This is a genomic window from Alteromonas sp. MMG017 (assembly GCF_018100795.1).
Lineage (GTDB): Bacteria > Pseudomonadota > Gammaproteobacteria > Enterobacterales > Alteromonadaceae > Alteromonas.
On record NZ_JAGJDY010000013.1, the window covers coordinates 79,611 to 99,621 of the forward strand.

General features: G+C 44.0%; 12 protein-coding genes. 4 read left to right on the plus strand and 8 right to left on the minus strand.

The features are described 5' to 3' along the window. Positions 1–46: 46 nt before the first annotated feature. From J8L84_RS17985 to J8L84_RS18010, 6 genes are all read right to left on the minus strand, one after another. Entirely contained in the window at positions 47–910 is an 864-nt protein-coding gene (locus tag J8L84_RS17985; protein WP_211071896.1) for an acyl-CoA thioesterase II, read from the minus strand. Beyond that, on the minus strand, positions 903–2,822 hold the full coding sequence (locus J8L84_RS17990) for a phosphotransferase (RefSeq protein WP_211071897.1): 1,920 nt from the start codon (positions 2,820–2,822) through the stop codon (positions 903–905). Before J8L84_RS17990 ends, J8L84_RS17985 begins: the two co-directional genes overlap by 8 nt. Positions 2,823–2,907: 85 nt before the next feature. Further along, positions 2,908–3,783, minus strand: a complete 876-nt coding sequence (gene rlmJ, locus J8L84_RS17995) for a 23S rRNA (adenine(2030)-N(6))-methyltransferase RlmJ (protein ID WP_247670864.1) — start codon at positions 3,781–3,783, stop codon at positions 2,908–2,910. Between the two features lie 243 nt (positions 3,784–4,026). After that, the gene (locus tag J8L84_RS18000; protein ID WP_211071898.1) at positions 4,027–5,370 is read right to left on the minus strand and encodes a 2-oxo acid dehydrogenase subunit E2; all 1,344 of its coding nucleotides are present in this window, start codon (positions 5,368–5,370) and stop codon (positions 4,027–4,029) included. 15 nt (positions 5,371–5,385) lie between these two features. Then, complete coding sequence (locus J8L84_RS18005) at positions 5,386–6,363, minus strand: transketolase C-terminal domain-containing protein (protein ID WP_211071899.1); 978 nt, start codon at positions 6,361–6,363, stop codon at positions 5,386–5,388. Then, complete coding sequence (locus J8L84_RS18010; protein WP_211071900.1) at positions 6,363–7,550, minus strand: thiamine pyrophosphate-dependent dehydrogenase E1 component subunit alpha; 1,188 nt, start codon at positions 7,548–7,550, stop codon at positions 6,363–6,365. Before J8L84_RS18010 ends, J8L84_RS18005 begins: the two co-directional genes overlap by 1 nt. Positions 7,551–8,064: 514 nt before the next feature. Here J8L84_RS18010 and J8L84_RS20600 point away from each other — a divergent pair. Then, on the plus strand, positions 8,065–12,951 hold the full coding sequence (locus J8L84_RS20600) for a S8 family serine peptidase (RefSeq protein WP_211071901.1): 4,887 nt from the start codon (positions 8,065–8,067) through the stop codon (positions 12,949–12,951). Between the two features lie 115 nt (positions 12,952–13,066). Here J8L84_RS20600 and rmuC read toward each other — a convergent pair whose 3' ends face one another. Together rmuC and J8L84_RS18025 are read right to left on the minus strand one after the other, a co-directional pair. Then, positions 13,067–14,458, minus strand: coding sequence for a DNA recombination protein RmuC (gene rmuC, locus J8L84_RS18020; protein WP_211071902.1), 1,392 nt, complete (start codon positions 14,456–14,458; stop codon positions 13,067–13,069). Between the two features lie 83 nt (positions 14,459–14,541). Next, positions 14,542–16,071: a fumarate hydratase gene (locus J8L84_RS18025; RefSeq protein ID WP_211071903.1), complete on the minus strand. Its 1,530-nt coding sequence runs from the start codon at positions 16,069–16,071 to the stop codon at positions 14,542–14,544. Positions 16,072–16,334: 263 nt separating this feature from the next. Here J8L84_RS18025 and pabB point away from each other — a divergent pair, with 263 nt between their 5' ends. From pabB to J8L84_RS18040, 3 genes are all read left to right on the plus strand, one after another. After that, positions 16,335–17,840, plus strand: a complete 1,506-nt coding sequence (pabB, locus tag J8L84_RS18030) for an aminodeoxychorismate synthase component I (RefSeq protein ID WP_211071904.1) — start codon at positions 16,335–16,337, stop codon at positions 17,838–17,840. Next, positions 17,827–18,399, plus strand: coding sequence for a CoA pyrophosphatase (locus J8L84_RS18035; RefSeq protein ID WP_211071905.1), 573 nt, complete (start codon positions 17,827–17,829; stop codon positions 18,397–18,399). The genes pabB and J8L84_RS18035 overlap by 14 nt, the downstream gene beginning before the upstream one ends. 171 nt (positions 18,400–18,570) lie before the next feature. Further along, on the plus strand, positions 18,571–19,944 hold the full coding sequence (locus tag J8L84_RS18040; protein ID WP_211071906.1) for an L-serine ammonia-lyase: 1,374 nt from the start codon (positions 18,571–18,573) through the stop codon (positions 19,942–19,944). The last annotated feature ends 67 nt before the right edge of the window (positions 19,945–20,011 follow it).

Consider the following 20,011-nt stretch of genomic DNA (forward strand, 5'->3'; position numbering starts at 1 on the left):
TCCTTGTACATAATTTAAAATACTGTGCTCTCAAGACAAAATGTCTTTAGTCGACATCGACCTGTCGCATCAAGCCTTCTTGGGTTGCAGAGGCTACTAACTCACCTTGTTGAGTGAAAATCTGACCTCTCACCAACCCTCTTGCTCCGCCACTAAATGGACTTTCCATTACATATAATAACCATTCATTCATATTAACAGGACGGTGAAACCACATAGCATGATCAATAGTCGCAATACGTAGCGATTTGTCGGTGACTGAAATGCCGTGTGGCTGTAATGACGTACTTAAAAAATGGTAATCAGAAGCATACGCTAACGCGGCTTGTTGCAGTGTGATCTCAGGGGCAAGCTCGTTTCTTGCTTTCATCCAAATATAGCGCTTAGCGGGTTGGCGATTAGACTGATAGGAGTTCGCCGCACCTATGGTACGAATATCGACCGGGCGATGATAACTTAATGCTTCTCGCATAGGACGGGCGATTTTGTCGAAGTTTTTTTCATAAAACTCGATATCAGACTGTACTTCTTCTGGCGGCGGCACGTCAGGCATATCCGCTTGCTGATGATGCATTCCTTTCTCTGGTACTTGGAAAGATGCCGTCATGTAAAAGATGTTTCGACCGCCTTGAATTGCTTTTACCCTTCGGGCAGAAAAGCTACGGCCATCTCGCACCACTTCTACATCGTAGACCACAGGTTTCTTTGCATCGCCAGGAAGCAAAAAGTAAGTATGAAACGAATGAGCTACACGGTCTTTGTCTACCGTTTCATAAGCGGCGGCTAACGCCTGCCCTAGTACTTGACCGCCAAATAATGCACGAAAGCCTAAATCCCAACTTTGTCCGCGATATAAACCCGCTTCCACAGTCTCTAATTCAAATAACGAAGATAATTTAACCTCAGGCATGCTTTTCTTTCTCTTGTTGCTCAGCGTTCGGGTTTCTTGGGTAGTATTTTTCAGGTAAATACGCCCTATGCTCAAAAAATCGCGTGTCTTTATAGGGTAACTTCATAAACCCTGAAATGCCTAGCCCTTTTATTGACGGAACATGTTCAACTAACTTGGCTAATAATTCAGAAAACCTTTCTTGCTCGTGATGATTGAGCAATGTGTAATAACTATGAATCTTTAAATGAGTACTTAAAGCTTCAAAAATAATACAGCCCGTGTGGTGAATAGTATTAAGCTCTTTGATAATAGCAATGATGGGCTCAGGTAACTTCAAAAGCTCGTCAGGATCGTCACCATCCTCGAAGTAAGAATGAGTTCTAGATTCATCTTGTGCCACCGACGCACGGGATAACTCAAACGGTATAGCGCATTTTGATGTAGGTACAAACGCATCGTTCTCGGTTTCTCGCTCAATGTGAAGCGTATTTTTAGCGTTAAACATGCAACACTTAAATACCCCAGGCTTATGAATAGCGCGTGCAAGATTAATCACATTGTTAACCGCAAGTTCGAAGGCCGTTTTTAAGGCCGCATCGTGTAAATTCAAACTGGAGTCTACATAAACGCCGTTCGGCTCCCAGCGAATTGCCATGCCGCCTACCACGGGATATCGGCCTAGCCGACTAATTGCCGACACAAAAGCTTTCTCGGTATCGCCCATGCCTTGCAAGAAGTTTTTGTAGTATCGGTCGAACTGGGCATCATCGATATAGCGTAATGAAGCATCTTCTAATGCAGACTGCTGGCGCAAATAAGATTTACGAGAACTGTAAACAACGGTTTCGATGTCATCTTGCGAGGGCGTGATCCACGTAGGAATAGTGGGTATGTACTGAGGTACAGCGTCTTCTGAAAACACCATGTGTTTTAGCACGTGCAAGTTATTGAAGAAGTAATCTCCCCCTTGTTGCCTTTTCTTAGGATCATCACTGAGCATATATTCTAATATGCTTGCTAACATTTTTGGCAGTCCAAGTGATGAAGGGCGAATAACGTGATGGCCGTATCGACACGATTGCCCCGACGCTAAAGCATATAGCGTGCTTGCCATACCTTGTTCATCGAAACGTGGGGATGAAAGCGCCCCGTTTAGCTGCTCTTCTCCAATAAAATAAACATCTCCTAATCGGGCATTTGTTTGGTGAAGCTCGCTAGACATCAAGTTCATCACATTGTTGCTAGTGTACTGACCATTTTCGTCTACTTGAGCAAACACGGATGAACCCCAATCGATAAGCCCGATGCTCTCTTTAGATTCATCCCATACTAAGTTAGAAGGTTTAATGTCGCCATGAACGATAGGTTTCGCGTTGCCTTTTTGCGTATGCTTTCTAAAACACTGCAACAAATCACCAAGCTGCACGGCTACTTTAACGATGATCCTTGGTGGGAGTGGCCCGTGAGCTAAACTCACTTTTTCTAAATCCTCGCCAGGGGCGCGGCCCATCACCAAAATAGATTGTTTACCTATTTGCTGATATTCAACCAATGCAGGCACATAAGGATGGGATACTTGAGATAGCATGAAAGCTTCTTCCTCAAGCCGTTCTTGTACATGCTGAGGAAGATTTATTCGAGAAAACTTAAAGACATGCTCTTGCGCGTTTGGGTTTTGACTAGCACTTGAGTCAGAGCTTGAATCAGAGCTTGAGTTAACGCCTAGATTTTGGTTAGGCGCTGTGCCTGCAAATGCAAACCCGAACGCCCCTTTTCCCAATAACGAAATATTGCGATAACCTAAACTAGCCAATTGGTCGATGCACAGTGCAACCCAATCTTTAAGTTTTTTGGCATCAGCATGTGAGAGCAGATAAATAGACTGCTCATCGGGTATGTAAAAATGCGTTAACCCTTTTACCTGAGACATGCCAATTGCCTACCTCTGTGATTGTTTACGCTTGAGTGTTTTAACTCGGTTTTAGCTCTTCGTTATTAAAAGCCAGCTAAAGGGATTACTCTTCAGTAGTTAGCCATGTCAACGTATACGCAGCATTGCTTCCTAATACCGGGGTAATCTCATCAAGGGCTTCACTCATAATGACGTCAAGCTGCCAAGGTGGATTAATGACACATAAGCCAGAACCGTACATGCCAGCATCGGCGGTATTTTCTTCAACGGTAAGCTCGATAGTGAAACAGGGCTTACCTAGTGCCGATAACGACTCGCACATTTTCTGACTGGCCCCACTTTTCGCCCCTGCTCGCTCTGATAGTAACGGATACCACACTACCATTTGTGCTTGCTGCCAACGTGCCAATACCTTTTTCGCCGCACTGACTACATCTTGGTATTCTGAAGCCTTTTCGTAAGGCGGATCTATTAATACCGCACCACGATTAGGTGAAGGTGGCGTAAGTGCAATTAAGCCTTCATACCCATCTCTGTGATGAACATGGCTTTGGTTATCGCCAATTTGCCACATGGCATCATCGAGTTTTTCATGTTCAGCAGGATGCAACTCCATAAGATGCAGCACATCGATATCACGTTTTAGTTTGGCACTAATAGCTGGTGAACCTGGATAACATCTATCACTTAAAAACCCGTTACATAGCGACAAATAAGATTGCAACAAAGGTGAAATTGCCGAAATGTTAGCGACTTTGTCTACGCCAGACTCATACTCTTTATTTTTAGATGCTAAGGCATCATCAAGTTGATAAAGCCCAGCCCCACTATGCGTATCATAAAGGGTGAAAGGCTTATTTTTTTTCTTGAGATGGCTTATTACGCCCATCCAACAAAGGTGTTTAATAACGTCGGCGTGGTTGCCGGCATGAAATGCATGTTGATAGCTAAGCACGATATACCATAAGTTGACGCGCATACTGCGCAGGAAAATGTAGTTTAGCTGCCAATAATAACGCTTGGGCTAACGTCCACACAAGCCCGACAGCTCGTTCTCTGGAAATAAGCCCTGTAAAGTAAAAACGAGTAAAAGCGCCCCATGATTAAAATCACTGTAGTTACGCCAATTTTTCTTACCGCACTTATATATTAGCCATTTATATATTAGCGTTCTTGTCTATCACCAAACTGTGGGCCTGCGGCCCACATTAAAACCCAATCGCTATTTCAAATGCATTAGCATGGTTTCTGGCTCTTCAATATAGCTAGACCACAGATTATTGAAGCGAACCATAGTGGCCCCATCAATAATACGATGGTCACCAGACCAATTCACCATCATGATATTGTGCGCTTCAACACTACCGTCAGCGGCAAAACGAGGAAGCTCTTGTGTTTTACCTAGCGCGACAATAGCCGCTTCAGGCTTATTGATAACCGGCGTAGCCGAAATACCGCCAATAGCGCCAATATTTGAAATGCTGATAGTGCCGCCTTTAAGTGCGTCACCGCCCAATTTACCTTCACGAGCTTGCTCGATAGTGGTATGCATTTGCTGGGCTATGTCGAACAAAGACAGGTTTTCTACGCCCTTAATATTAGGCACCAAAAGGCCAATTTTAGCGTCCACGGCAAAGCCGATATTATGATGATTAAAGTAAGTAAGCTCAGTACCGTCTTCATTTAATTGACTGTTAATGATAGGGAACGCTTTTAACGCCAACGACAATGCTTTTACAAAAAAGGGCATAAAGCTAAGCTTTACGCCTTTTGCTTCAAACATGGGCTTCAGTGATTGTCGCAAGGCAATTAGCTTATCCATTCTAACTTCATCGCTCACCGTAAAGTGAGGAATGGTATTTACTGACGCTACCATTTGCTTTGCCATAGCCGCACGAATGCCTCGCACTTTTTCGGTATAGCTTGATTCACCCGCAAGATTAGACGTAGCTGAGTGTTCGTCATTATTTGCACTAACGGTACTCGCGTTAACGTTATTTGCGGTTACGTTGCTGACATCATGTTTTAAAATACGGCCTTTTTTGCCGCTGCCAGCAACAGCAAGTAAATCAATCTCATGCTCTCTGGCGATGCGGCGTACTGCAGGGCTTGCCAAAACTTTGCCCGGTATAGCAATAGGAGGCTCAAAATCCCCGTCTTGCCATTTATCACTAATGGCTAGGTTACCCTGCTCACCGGTATTGTCGTTAACGGGTGTAGCGCTGGGGCTAGTATTTTCTTTTACTCTTTCTGTATTACTTACTTGATCAGTTGTAGCATCAGTCGCTGTGTCATCGGTGCTATTTTGATGGCCTTCATTAGCGCTTTCATCAGTATGAAGGGCAAATAGTGGGCTATGCACTTGTGCAATGTCGCCTTGCTTATAATAAAGCTTATGTACCGTACCTGAATGCTTAGCAGGAATTTCTACCACTGCCTTATCAGTCATTACTTCAACCACACTTTGGTCTTCAGCAATAACATCACCTTCTTTAACGTTCCATTTGACGATTTCGCACTCAACAATACCTTCGCCAATATCAGGTAAAATAAAATCAATATTCATATTATTGGCTCCCTCTTAATAATGTAACGAGCGCTTGATAGCTTCGTAGGTTTTAGTTTCATCAGGCATATATTCGGTTTCATGAGCGAGTGGATAAGGTGTATCTAAACCACAGACACGCGAAATAGGCGCTTCTAAATACAAAAAGCATTTTTCTTGTATAGTCGCGGCAATTTCGCTCGCGAAGCCGCCGGTAAGTGGGGCTTCATGATTGATAAGTAGTCGGCCGGTTTTCATCACCGAGTTGATAACGGCTTCGGCGTCCCAGGGTAAAATGGAACGCAAATCTATAATTTCGCAAGACACGCCATCGTCTAACGCCATTTGAGCGGCTTTTTGCAATATCTCAATTTGTGCACCCCACCCTAGTAAGGTGATATCAGTGCCCTCTTGTACTAAATCGGCTTTACCAAGAGGCAGTTCATAATCATCTTCAGGCACATCGGCAATAGACGCGCGATATAAACGTTTTGGCTCAAGAAAAAGTACCGGGTTTTTATCACGAATAGAGGCTAGAAGCAGACCCTTGGCTTGGTATGGATCTCGTGGAATAACGACTTTCAAACCTGCGCAATGAGCGAAAAACGCTTCGGGCGATTGACTGTGGTAGTGACCACCTGAAATCCCACCTCCATAAGGTGTGCGAATTGTTAGGCCGCCTACATCGAACTGACCACCTGAACGATAGCGCCATTTAGCCGTTTCGTTAACAATTTGGTCAAACGCCGGAAAGATATAGTCTCCGAACTGAATTTCAGCAACAGGGAAAGATCCTTGTGATGCAAGCCCGTTTGCAAAACCAATAATGCCTTGTTCGGTAAGCGGCGTATTAAAACATCTGCCTTTACCAAATTTTTCTTGTAGATGACTGGTCGCTCTAAATACGCCACCAAAATGGCCTACATCTTCACCAAACACCATGACCTTTTCTTCCGCTGTCATGGCGGTAATTAACGCATTATTAATTGCCTGTAGTAAGTTCATTTTAGCCATTAGCGAACACTCCCAGACGTTTTAGGATATTTTTTAGGGTATTGTTTAATATGGGCTTTTAACGACGTCAGCTGATCTTGCAGATGCCAAGGTACACTGTCGTAAACATCTTCAACTATTTCGTCTATGCCGCAAATTGGAACCGTTTCACTGACTTTCAACGCCGCGAGGACATCTTGACGCGCTTTATCAACTTTGGCTTTGTTCTGCTTTTCATCGAACCAACCTTTATGTTCAAGCCAATTCGCCATACGTGCGATAGGATCTTTTGCGCGCCATTTATCTTCTTCATCTTTAGAACGATAGCCTGTTGGATCATCAGATGTAGAATGCGCTGCAAGTCGGTAGGTCATGGCTTCTATCAGTACCGGACACATTTCTGCTAATGCTATACGGCGTGCTTCCTGAGTCGCGGCAAACACCGCGAGGGGGTCGTTTCCGTCTACACGAATAGTCTTTACCCCATAACCAATCCCACGTGACGCTATGCCGTCACCAGCAAATTGTTCTTCTGAGGGCGTTGAAATGGCATACCCATTGTTTCGGCAAAAGAAGATGACAGGGCAATTGAGCACAGCGGCCATATTCAAACCAGCATGGAAATCGCCTTCTGACGCTGCACCCTCACCAAAATAGCAAATAGTAATAGCATCATTGCCTGCCATCTTTTGGCCATACGCATAACCAGAAGCTTGTGGTATTTGCGTACCTAGAGGGGAAGATATCGTCATAAAGTTAAGGGCTTTATCACCATAATGGATAGGCATCTGCCTCCCTTTATTAGGATCGGCTTTGTTGCTGAACATTTGATTCATAAACTGATCAGTTGTATAGCCTCTAAAAGCAAGTGCGCCCTGCTCTCGATATTGGCTCATGATCATGTCATTGGGCGATAAGGCAGCTGCGCTAGCAACGGCCGCGGCTTCTTCACCCGTACTTGCTAAATAAAAGCTAATTCTACCTTGGCGCTGCGCCGCCACCATTCTTTCATCAAGAATTCTGATGTATTCCATGGTGTCGTGAATTTTTAACGCCAATGTTTGGTCAATCTCTGGAAGTTGCGCACTTTCATGCTCACTTCCATCTGGTTTGAGCAATTGCAGCATGGGAATATCAATTAACCCATTGCCGATAACTTCAACCCTGTTTGTTGTTTTAATTTTTCCGAGATGATTTCTATCTTCCACAATAAACTCCCTGCAATTTGAAGGATACGAAAGCAAGATTGCTATTTTTACTATGCTAGTAGAAGTATGTTGGTGGCGTTGTGCTATTTAGGCGGTGCTTTATCACCTAAATATGATGGAAATTCTCAATACCCCTTTTTAATAGTATTTATATCCTAAAAAACACCCAACTTGTTAAATTGATGCTAATGAAAGGCTAAGAGAAGAGTTTTATTTTGTAAAATAAGATGAGAGATTGTTATTAAAAGAGTAGCGTTTAGCTAGCGAATTGACTGTTGTGTAGCCAAATCCCTCCCCCTTTTTTTAGTTAATATCAAATGAAAAAGTATGACTAAATGTAACAACATGTGTAATTCATATTTATGTTTAATATTCATTACAAAGTGAAAAAAATTATGCTAGAAATATTATTGTCATTGTTATGACAATAAAAATTGGATCAACAAAGCCAATAAAAATAAGAAATTTCATCCATCCAGGGAAAATCCCAAAAACAGGCCGACGGAGGTTACCTGTGAATAATAAAGTGACATTAGCTGTATCTGCTGCACTGATGTCGATGTCCATGCATTCTGCTGCAGAGTTATCATCTGCAACCGAATCGTTTTCTGTTACTGCTGATCAACTCAAAGCAGTTAAGGCGACATCGATAAATAAGTACAAGAACACTAAAACAGTTTCCACACCAAAAACACTCTACACCGCTGAGAAAGGACTCGAAAATAAAGACTACATTTACTTTGTACATCTTTCTGACGACGCAGTAGCGAGCTACGACGGTGGTGTTGAAGGTTTAGAAGCTACTAACCCCCAACTTAAAAAAGAAGTTTCGGTAACACGATCGAAGTCGACTGCTAGCAAACGCTTAGATGCTTCTCTTCCAGAAGTAAAAGCCTATGCCTCTTATCTTGAAAAGAAACAGGCAGAAGTTATTGCTAAAGCAGAATCTGCTGTAGGTTCTTTAGAGACGATAGCAGAATACAAATATGCACTGAACGCAATTGCGGTAAAAGCATCGCCAGCTGAGGCAGAAGCCATCGCGCGTTTGCCTGGCGTTAAAAACGTTGAACGTGATGAAATGTATCAACTTGATACTGACACTGGCCCTATCTTAATTGGTGCTCCTGCAGTATGGGACGGCACGGCTAATGAAAGCGGCGTAGGTCGTCAAGGTGAAGGCGTTGTAGTTGCGGTACTTGATACTGGTATCAACAGTGACCACCCTTCTTTTGCTGATGTAGGTGGTGATGGTTACGATCATACTAACCCACTTGGCGCCGATGTTTACTTAGGTGAATGTGCGGTTGAAGCTGAAGTTCGTTGTAATGACAAACTAATTGGTATTTATAGCTACCCGTCTATCTCTGACGTATACGCAGATGCCACTATCTTCCCTCAAAACGGTACTATACGTTTTGGTGAAGATTACAACGGTCACGGTTCACATACTGCAAGTACTGCGGCCGGTAACGTTCTTGTTGATGTTGCTGAAGTTACCGCTGAATTTGACGTAAATGCAAGTGACGGTGTTGCCACTGGTTTCACCTTTGGTCAAATTTCAGGTGTAGCCCCGCACTCAAACATTATTTCTTATCAGGTATGTCAACCTGGTAACACTGGTGATACCTATGCAGGTTGTACTGGTGCGGCTATGGCTGCAGCGGTAGACGATGCGGTTGAATCAGGTATTGTTGATGTAATCAACTTCTCAATTTCAGGTGGTGGCTACCCTTGGAGTGGTTCGCTTAACGCAGCATGGTTGAATGCACGCAACGCGGGCATTTTTATTGCTCAATCTGCGGGTAATAGCGGCCCCGATCCAGAAACAACTGAGAAACACGCACCGTGGATTACCGTTGTTGCTGCTTCTACGCACGGTCGAAGTGTAGAGTATGATAAAGAAATCTCTTTCACTGGTGGTGCAACTGAGTTAGGCGCAATTGATGGTAAAAGTAACTCTGGTGCGGTAACGGCTTCAATTGTTTACGCTGGTGATTACTCCAACGCGAATGATCCTGATGGCGATCCAGCACAATGTTTACAACCATTCCCAGAAGATACATTCGCGGGTGAAATCGTTGTTTGTGACCGTGGTGAAATAGCGCGTGTAGCTAAAGCATCTAACGTTGCAAGTGGCGGCGCTGCTGGTTTCGTTCTAGCAAACCTTGCAGATGGCGCAACATCGGTGAATAACGATGCGTATATTATTCCGGGTATCCACGTTGATGCTACAAACGGTGATATGCTGCGTTCATGGTTGGCAGAAGGTGAAGGTCATACTGCGTCAATCACTGCCTCTCAGGGCATATTAACAGTAGATGATGACGCAGCTGATATTATGGCTGATTTCTCTTCACGTGGTCCTAATACATCAATTAGCACGCTAACTCCGTCGGTAACTGCGCCGGGCGTTAGCATTTATGCTGCTTACTCTGATGAACAGTACGGTCAAGATTCTACAGGTTCTGCACCAGCCGATTATGCCTACCTACAAGGTACGTCTATGTCAGGTCCTCATGTTGCTGGTGCTGCTGCACTTGTGCGTCATGAGAAACCGTCATGGACACCAGATCAGGTACGTTCTGCTCTTATGATGACGGCTACCACCGATGTTCTTAAAGAAGACGGTGTTACCGCAGCAGATTGGTTTGATATGGGCGCAGGTCGTATTGAAGTAGACCTAGCCGTTCAATCTGGCTTAGTTATGGATGAAACAGATGCAAATTATGCTTCTGCTGATCCAGCACTAGGTGGTGAGCCTCGTACACTTAACCTACCTTCTGTTACCGACGACAACTGTGTAGGTTCTTGCACATGGACTCGTACTGTAACAGCAACTAAAGACGGCTCTTGGTCTGTAGATGGTATGGGAATTTCTGATGGTATAGAAATTACTGTTACGCCTGCTACCTTCGACTTAACTGCTGGACAATCTCAAGAGTTAACAATTGAGATTGATGCATTCCGCGCTGAAAGTGACGTTTGGTCGTTTGGTCAAATTAACTTAGTGTCTGGTTCATCTCCTGACTTACACCTTCCTGTTTCAATTGTTGCATCTAACGGTAACTTACCTGATGAAATCGACTTTGAAGTACATCGTAATCAAGATTCGTACTTGCTTGAAGATGTAATGGCAGTTGAAATTACTGATCTTCAGGTTACGTCTTACGGCCTAACCAAAGCAACCAAAGTTGAAGGTATGGTTGCGCAAGATTCAGACAACAACGATTACCTAGATGATTTAGAAGATGGCTTGCATATTACTCAAATTGAAGTACCTGAAGGTACACTTCGTTTAGTAGCTGCAACCATGGATACTACGTCACCAGATCTAGATTTGCGTATATTGTTCGACTCAAATGCCGATGGTATACCTCAAGAAGATGAAGAAGTTGCTATTGCCGCAACTGCTGCAACTGAAGAGTATGTAAGCGTTGAAATGCCAGAAGCAGGTAGCTACTGGGTAATTGTACAGAACTGGGCTGCATCGTCTGATGAAGAAGGTTTTGAAGATAGCTTTGTATTAGCGCATGCCATGGTTGATAACCAACCAGGTGAAGGGTTAACTATTGATGCTCCTTCAGCTATTCCTCAGTTAACTGAGTTCGACGTACGCTTTACTTGGGATTTAACCGACGCGGTTGAAGGTGACATCTACATTGGTGCTGTTTCAATGGGTACTGATGCTGAGAACGTTGACAACCTTGGCGTTATCCCTGTTGATATTGTTCGTGCTGAAGACGATGTTTATGTAACTGCTGAGTCTGAAGAGCGTGTACTACCTGGTGAAGAAGCTACTTTCTATGTAAACGTACTTCCAAACTTTACTACGGAAGACCGTGACTATGAAATTTCACTAACGCTACCAGATAACGTTACGTTAGTTGAAGGTTCATTGTCTCACGACGGTGTTGCCACTGAAAATACGCTTTCTTGGTCTATTACCCAAGAGTCGTTACTTGGTGCTACTCCATCTTATGCAATTACTACTAATGCTACTGATGCGTTCTGTGCTAACCCTGACTTTGGTCAAGGCGGTGGATACATCGACCTAGCCGGTTTTGGTATTGGACAGGATGATACATTAGATGGAGATACAGTAGACGGAACTTATACCCTTCCTGCTTACTTCCTAGGCACAATGTATGATGCAGTTACAGTCACTGATGATGGTTTTGTTACTGTCGGTAATAGCTTGGGTACTGCACCGTGGATAAACCAAGGATTACCTGACGTAGCCGAGCCAAACGGCGTAATTGCACCACTATGGCGCGACCAAGAATTTGACGTTGCTAACGGCGTAGGTGTTTCTGTCGCTTCTGCAGGCGCTGCCTATACTATCATTGAATGGGATAACATGAGGTTCTATAATCTCAGCGAAGAGTACGCTGATATTGCAGATTACCAGATTGTTTTCTTCAATGAGCCAACTGAAGGTCAACCAAACATCGTGTTCTCATACGATAATGTGACACAGCAACTTGGTAGTACTTTGCCTGTGACCATTGGTTACGAAGATATTGATGGCGCTAAGGGTCAAGCTGCTTACTACACGCCTTATAACCAAGACTTCTTTGATGCAAACTTTGATACAGAAATTGTATCTGGTACGCAAATCTGTATGTATCTTGACGACGTTGATAGCAGCCCTACTCAATTAGCTTACACCGTTATGGTAAATGCTGATGACGCTGGTGGTGCTATTCAAATGATGGCGATGTCAGAAGTAACTAACATCCCTGGTGCATCATCTGCAGTATCTGAAACTTATGAAGGTTTACAAGTTGAAGGTCCTCCGGTTGTTACTATTGACGGCATGACAGTGGCAACACTGGAAGTTGTTGAATTAATGGAGTTGAACTTACCTGGTCTAGTTGAAGAGCCTAATGGCGACGCTGTCGACATTACTTGGAAGCAAGTTGAAGGGCCAGCAGCTATCATTGCAGGTGCGGGCATAGAAGAAGCTATCTTAGTTGCTCCGGAAGTAACTGAAGATACGCTAATCGTGCTTGAGCTTACTGCGACTGATAGTAACGGTAACACTACAATGGCAACAGCCAATGTAACGATAAAAGATAACTTACCACCTGTTATCAACATCACTGCTCCGCTAACGGTTGAAGAAGGTGAGTCAATCACTGTTTCTGCTACAGCAACAGATCCAGAAGGTGATGACGTTACATTCACTATCAATGACATCTCAGGCTCAAGTCTAACGACTACAGCGCCTAATACGAACACCACCATTGCTGTTCAGTTTGAAGTGGTTGCATTTGATGGTTTAAATACAACAACAGAAACAGTAACCGTAAGCGTTACTGATAAGAGCGGTGGTTCAATGGGTTGGTTAGCATTGCTACTTGTTCCAGTTGTGTATCTACGTAGACGTAAAATGAAATAAGCGATATCGCTTAGATATTACTTAAACGTAAAAGGCCGCTGTTAAGCGGCCTTTTTTATATCTTCAGTATCAGTACCCTACCTAACGTTAATGCTACCTCACCTACGCGATTTCATTATTCTTCATCTGACAATCTTGTTAATGTGTCGTCTAATCGCTTGTTAGGCTGCACGCCCATTTCTCTGAACTTCTCAACTTGCCGCACTAAATTTCCTCGCCCACTTGAAAGCTTATTCATTGCGGCATCGTAACTGCCATGGGCGCTATCTAGTGCTTTACCAATCTTTTCTATATCAGATACAAAGCCGACAAATTTATCGTAAAGCTTTCCTGCTTGTTCTGCGATGAGCTGCGCGTTTTGATTTTGGTATTCGTATTGCCAAATATTGTTGATGGTACGAAGCGCCACAAGCAAGTTCGTAGGGCTAACCAACATAATATTATGATTAAGCGCGAGAGACACAAGGTCAGGCTCTTCTTCAATCGCTAACAAGAACGCAGGCTCAATAGGAATAAAGAGTAGAACATAATCTAATGTTCGCAGCCTTTTAAGGGATTGATATTCTTTAGCGCCCAGCCCTTTAATATGGCCTTTTATTGAAGCCACGTGTGCACTTAGATATTGTTTGCGGCTGGTGTCGTCATCACAGTTAAAATATTGCTCATACGCCGCTAAGCTTACTTTCGAATCGATAATCACATCTTTGTCGTTGGGTAAATGCACCACAACATCAGGTTGCAACCGCCTACCCTGTTCAGATTGCGCCGATACCTGGGTTTCAAATTCATGACCTTCGCGAAGCCCTGATTCTTTGAGTATGCGCTCTAAAATAACCTCGCCCCAATTACCTTGTTTTTTGTTATCGCCTTTAAGTGCGTTAGTTAATGCAGAGGCTTCTTCGGTTATACGCTGATTTAACGCCTTTAAACTTAAAATTTCCGTTTTTAGCGATGCTCGTTCTTGCCCTTCACGAATGTGTTGTTCTGAAATTTGTTGTTTGAACCCATCCAATTGAGATTTAAACGGCGCTAATACCGCTTCAATATTATGTTTACTTTGGGTTTGATAGGTTGCGCTTTTCTCATCAAAAATTTTGTTCGCTAAGTTTTCAAACTGGGTTTGTAAACGTTGTTCAGACGAATGCATTAACGCAAGCTTTTCCTCATGATTCTGCATAAGCGCATCCAGCCTCGCTTTTTGCGCTTCGTATTGCGCTTGCAACTTACTGTACTCTTTTTGCAGGACGCTCAAGGATTCACCAAGTTGTAGTTTCTCAGCTAATAGCTGCTCATACTGACGTGATTTTTCAACCAGCATGCCCATACGTTCTTGGGTTTCGTTTGAGGCTTGCTGCAGAACAAGTAACGCATCACTTTTTTCAGCCACTTGATCGCGAGCCTGATTCAATGTTCTACGGGTCACTATTAGCAAAACAAGAAAAATTAACGCCAGTAATAAGAGGCCAGCATTTAAATATTGGGGGGGAAAATCAGGTAAGGAATACATAAAAACACACGCACTGTTAATTTATACAGCACTATAAACAAAAACAGGTGCCAATGGCACCTGTTTTAATCACAAATGTATGATTACTTAGATAACGCTTTATCTAAATCTTCAATTTTTGCTTTCCAAATAGCAGGCCCAGTTTCGTGCGCATTTGCGCCCGTGCTGTCTACTGCTACCGTAACTGGCATATCTTCTACGTCAAATTCGTAAATGGCTTCCATACCTAAATCTTCAAACGCCACTACCCGTGACTTCTTGATAGCTTTAGAAACCAAGTACGCTGCACCACCTACGGCCATTAAATAAACTGACTGATGCTTTGCAATAGATTTAACCGTTGCAGGCCCACGCTCTGCTTTGCCAATCATACCAATTAGGCCAGTTTTCTCTAACATCATGTCAGTGAATTTATCCATACGAGTGGCAGTCGTTGGACCGGCTGGGCCTACTACTTCGTCGCCAACTGCATCAACAGGGCCTACGTAATAAATAAAGCGATTGGTTAAATCTACGCCTTCTGGTAATCCTTCACCGTTATCAAGCATAGTTTGAATACGCTTGTGCGCCGCATCACGGCCAGTCAACATTTTTCCAGAAAGGAGTACGGTTTCGCCCACTTTCCAGTCTTGAATGTCTTCTTTGGTAACATCATTAAGGTTAACGCGACGGGTGTTTTCACTCACTTCCCACGTTACCTCAGGCCAATCTTCTAATTTAGGTGGCGTAAGTTCAGCTGGACCTGAGCCATCTAAATGAAAATGTGCATGTCGGGTTGCTGCACAGTTAGGGATCATCGCCACTGGCTTAGATGCCGCATGGGTAGGCAAAGACATAATTTTAACGTCTACTACGGTAGTTAATCCACCTAGGCCTTGTGCACCAATACCCAACTGATTCACGCGTTCGAAAATTTCAACACGTAGCTTTTCATCTGTGGTCTCTGGGCCGCGAGCAATAAGCTCTTGGATATCAACCGGATCCATTAGGCTTTCTTTCGCAAGTACAGCTGCTTTTTCCGCTGTACCGCCAATACCTATACCTAGCATTCCAGGTGGACACCAGCCCGCCCCCATCGTTGGTAACGTTTTAACTACCCAATCAGCAATATTATCGCTGGGGTTTAACATTACCATTTTAGATTTGTTTTCTGAGCCGCCGCCTTTCGCCGCAATCATTACTTCAACTTTTTCACCGGGCACCATATCAATGTGCACAACTGACGGTGTGTTGTCTTTGGTGTTGGTTCGTGCGCCTGCGGGGTCGGCAACGATAGATGCGCGTAATGGGTTATCTGGATTTAGATAAGCGCGGCGAGTGCCTTCATCAACCATCTGTTGAACGGTCATGTCGGTTTTATCCCAAGTCACACCCATGCCTACTTTTACAAAGCAGGTCACAATACCGGTGTCTTGACACAAAGGACGTTTCCCTTCAGCTGACATTCTAGAGTTAATAAGGATTTGTGCCATCGCATCTTTAGCTGCTTGGCTTTCTTCTCGGTTGTACGCTGCTTCTACGGCTTTAACGTAGTCGAGCGGGTGATAGTAAGAGATAAACTGTAGGGAATCTTCAATGCTATCAATGAAGTCCTGTTGGCGGATAACGGTCATGACATCCTCTTTTTTTATTTTGCTTTCGTGGTCTTAGCCTGCTAAAAAAGCGTATACTAGCGCATCTGTTAGCACCGTACCATGTAAAATATGGGTGAAGCTTTGCGATAAAACAAACTTGTGCTGTTAAATTTAACGCGCTTAGCTAACGTTATCTGATTGATACCGTTCAAATACTGTTAAATTGACCGTTCAGTTGCCAATTAACGCTGCTTCAGTGCCAACAACATTCTTCTTAACCTGTTGTATAGAGTTAGTTTTTAATGCCCGCAACATCGCTAATTACCATTACGCCAATCAGCACATCGCCTTCCCTTTGTCTTGTAGATATTTTTGAGCGGGTAGCCCACTGCACGGGAGCCATTTTGCTTGATACTTGTGGCTCGACAAAAAGCAATGGTCGCTACAATGTGATGGTATGGGAACCGAGCGCTACCGTAACGGCCAAACATGGCGAAGCGGCTTTAGTGCAGTTAGCTGGTAATGAGGCATTTGCAACCGACCTTCTACCTTTTGAAGCCGTAACACACTACCTTCATGCTTCTGTGGCCAATCTTAAGGTACATGAGCTTAGTCAATCGTTAGCCAACCGACTCCCTTTTATAGTAGGTGTAGCCGGTTTTGCAGGCTACGATGCGGGGCGGTATTACGAAAAGCTTCCGGCGAAAGCGGCGCAAACTTATACCACCCCCGATTTTTCCGTAGGGCTATACCTGTCTTCGTTAATTGAGGATACGGTAACAGGCACCCTATATTTTTGTTCGGCAAAAGGTGAAACTACCCCACCTGACTTTATCACACAGCCCAGTTCTGATACTGATTTTACAGATGGTGCTGATGATACCAATCAGGCCTGTTTAGCCTCTATCAATGATGAGAAAGTACAAGGTGAAGATGATACCAAAACGTCATTTTCATTAACCAGTGAATGGAAGTCTAACCTAACTAAAGAAGCCTACATTGGCTGTATTGAACGCATTCATGACTATTTAAAAGCCGGCGACTGTTATCAAGTTAACATGGCGCAGCGATTCTCAGCTACATACACTGGCGACTGCTGGCAAGCCTATCGCGCTCTGCGTGAAAGCAACCAAGCGCCCTTTTCCGCATTCATTCAATTAAAAAACAGCACTATTTTAAGTATATCCCCCGAACGCTTTATTAGCGTGAAGCAGGGCGTGGTGGAAACTAAACCGATTAAAGGCACGCGCCCACGGTTCAGTGATGAAGCAGAAGATGCGCGAAGCGCTCAGTCTTTGCTGACTGCTTCAAAAGATCGTGCCGAAAACCTTATGATTGTCGATTTACTGCGAAATGATCTTTCAAAGCACTGTAAGCCCCATTCAGTGAAAGTGCCTGAGTTATTTGCGCTAGAGAGCTATGAAGCAGTACACCACTTAGTGAGCACTGTTGTTGGCGAACTTAACGACGACGCGACCCCATTAGATTTACTTGCCTCCTCGTTCCCTGGCGGTTCTATTACAGGTGCACCTAAAATTAGGGCGATGGAGATTATCGACGAACTTGAAGTGCATAGACGAAATATCTATTGCGGCAGTATTTTTTATATGGGCTTTCGTGAAGATATGGATTCAAGTATTTGTATTCGAACGCTGCTTGGAGAGAATAACCAGCTGCATTGCTGGGCTGGTGGTGGTATTGTTTTAGATTCAGTGGCTAATGACGAGTACAAAGAAACCTTGGATAAAGTGTCTAAAATTCTGCCAGTGCTAACCTCCCATTTTGGAGCAGGCCGTGAACAGAGCTGATTTCCTCCGCCAATTTCATCATTTGCGTCAAACGCACAGAGAGCCCGATTACCCGCTTAAATCTAGAGGCAGACCAGCTGCGGTATTAATTCCGCTAATGGACTATGGTAATGAGCTGACAGTTTTGCTCACAGAGCGTGCACATCACTTACGTCATCATCCAGGCCAAATTAGTTTTCCCGGTGGCGCAGTAGATGAAGTAGACAACAGCGTTTTCGACGCTGCACTTCGTGAAGCCCGTGAAGAAATAGGCATGCCTTCTGAAAACGTAGAAATTATTGGTGTGTTGCCGAATTACAGGACAGTAAGCGGTTATCAAATAGCGCCGGTTGTGGGTTTTGTTGAACCCAGTTTTACGCCCGTTATCGACCCTAACGAAGTAGAAAGTGCTTTCGAGGTTCCATTAGCCCATGTGCTGGACCGCAAAAATCACCTTATTCATACCGCGCGCAAAGGTAAGCGTTCATCGCCTATCTACTTTATTCCGTGGAATGAACATATGATTTGGGGCGCTACGGCTGCCATATTACGTAACCTGTCTCACCATATTCATCCTTAAGCTTACCAACGCTTAAATACACTTGCCTCGGCGTGCTCTTAATTGGGTGTGGTTAAATATTTCTTTACACCACATTAGCAATTCTAATCAATTGATTAGCTTTTCTGTATTGTAGTTAAGCCCGTCTACATGCATGATCTACTTATTAGTAATTTAGACTGGTGTAATTTTATGATTAGTGTTTTTGATATGTTTAGCGTGGGTATTGGCCCTTCAAGCTCACACACCGTTGGCCCCATGCGGGCGGGTGCTGAATTTGCTAAAACACTTGCAACAGACACCGCGCTGTTTTCAAAAATCACCTCAGTTAAAGTGGAATTGTTTGGTTCTTTAGGTCAAACCGGTATTGGTCACGGAACAGGTAAAGCCGTGATCCTTGGGCTATCTGGTGAAATGCCTGAAAGCATTGACGTAAATAAAATAGAGCCACTGCTAGAAGATGTACGAAACCAAGAGTCTTTGTACCTCAATGGCGAGAAGCCCATTTTGTTTCCAAACAAAAATGCGATTGTTTTTCACCGACGTAAAACACTTCCCAAACATGCCAATGCACTTACCTTTTACGTCTACGAAAACGACACATTGCTGTGCGAGCAAACGTACTACAGCATTGGTGGCGGTTTCATCGTAAAAGAAGAAGATTTTGATGCCACTAAGGCTCACGCAGGTGCCGTTCAAGCGACTGTGCCTTTTCCTTTTAAATCTGGCGCTGCGTTGTTAGAACAATGCAAAAATAACGGGTTGAGTATTAGCGCCCTTATGCTTAAAAACGAAACCACTTTTCAACCTGCTCACGCCGTAAAACAAAAGCTGTTTGAAATATGGTTAGTAATGAAGGCCTGTGTGCAACGTGGTATCGACAGTGAAGGCATATTGCCAGGTGGCCTTAAAGTAGTGCGCCGTGCACCTGCACTTTATAGACGCCTGCAAACCGAACATACCACCGACCCCATGCAAACCATGGACTGGGTAAACTTGTTTGCCTTAGCGGTAAATGAAGAAAATGCAGCTGGAGGCCGCGTGGTAACGGCCCCTACTAATGGCGCAGCCGGCATTATTCCAGCGGTTTTACATTATGTAGATAAATTTATTCGCCCAGTGGATGAAGAAGTGGCAAGCCGCTTCTTACTTACCGCAGGAGCCATTGGTATCTTGTACAAAGAGAATGCATCAATTTCTGGAGCTGAAGTGGGCTGTCAGGGTGAAGTAGGTGTGGCATGCTCTATGGCTGCGGGCGCGCTGGCAGAGATTATGGGCGGTACTGTACCGGCAGTAGAAAATGCCGCTGAAATTGGTATGGAGCATAACCTAGGGTTAACGTGTGACCCCGTGGGCGGCTTAGTACAGGTTCCTTGTATTGAACGTAATGCAATGGGTGCGATTAAAGCGATAAACGCTTCACGGTTAGCATTGCGGGGTAGCGGCGAGCACAAGGTGTCGTTAGATAAAGTCATTAAAACTATGCGCGATACCGGTAACGACATGAAAACCAAGTACAAAGAAACAGCCCGAGGCGGCCTAGCCGTTAATATTATTGAATGCTAAACGTTAGCTGACATCACTGAACGTGATAAACCAGTAAATACAAAAAGGCGATTGGGGTTTATAGGTA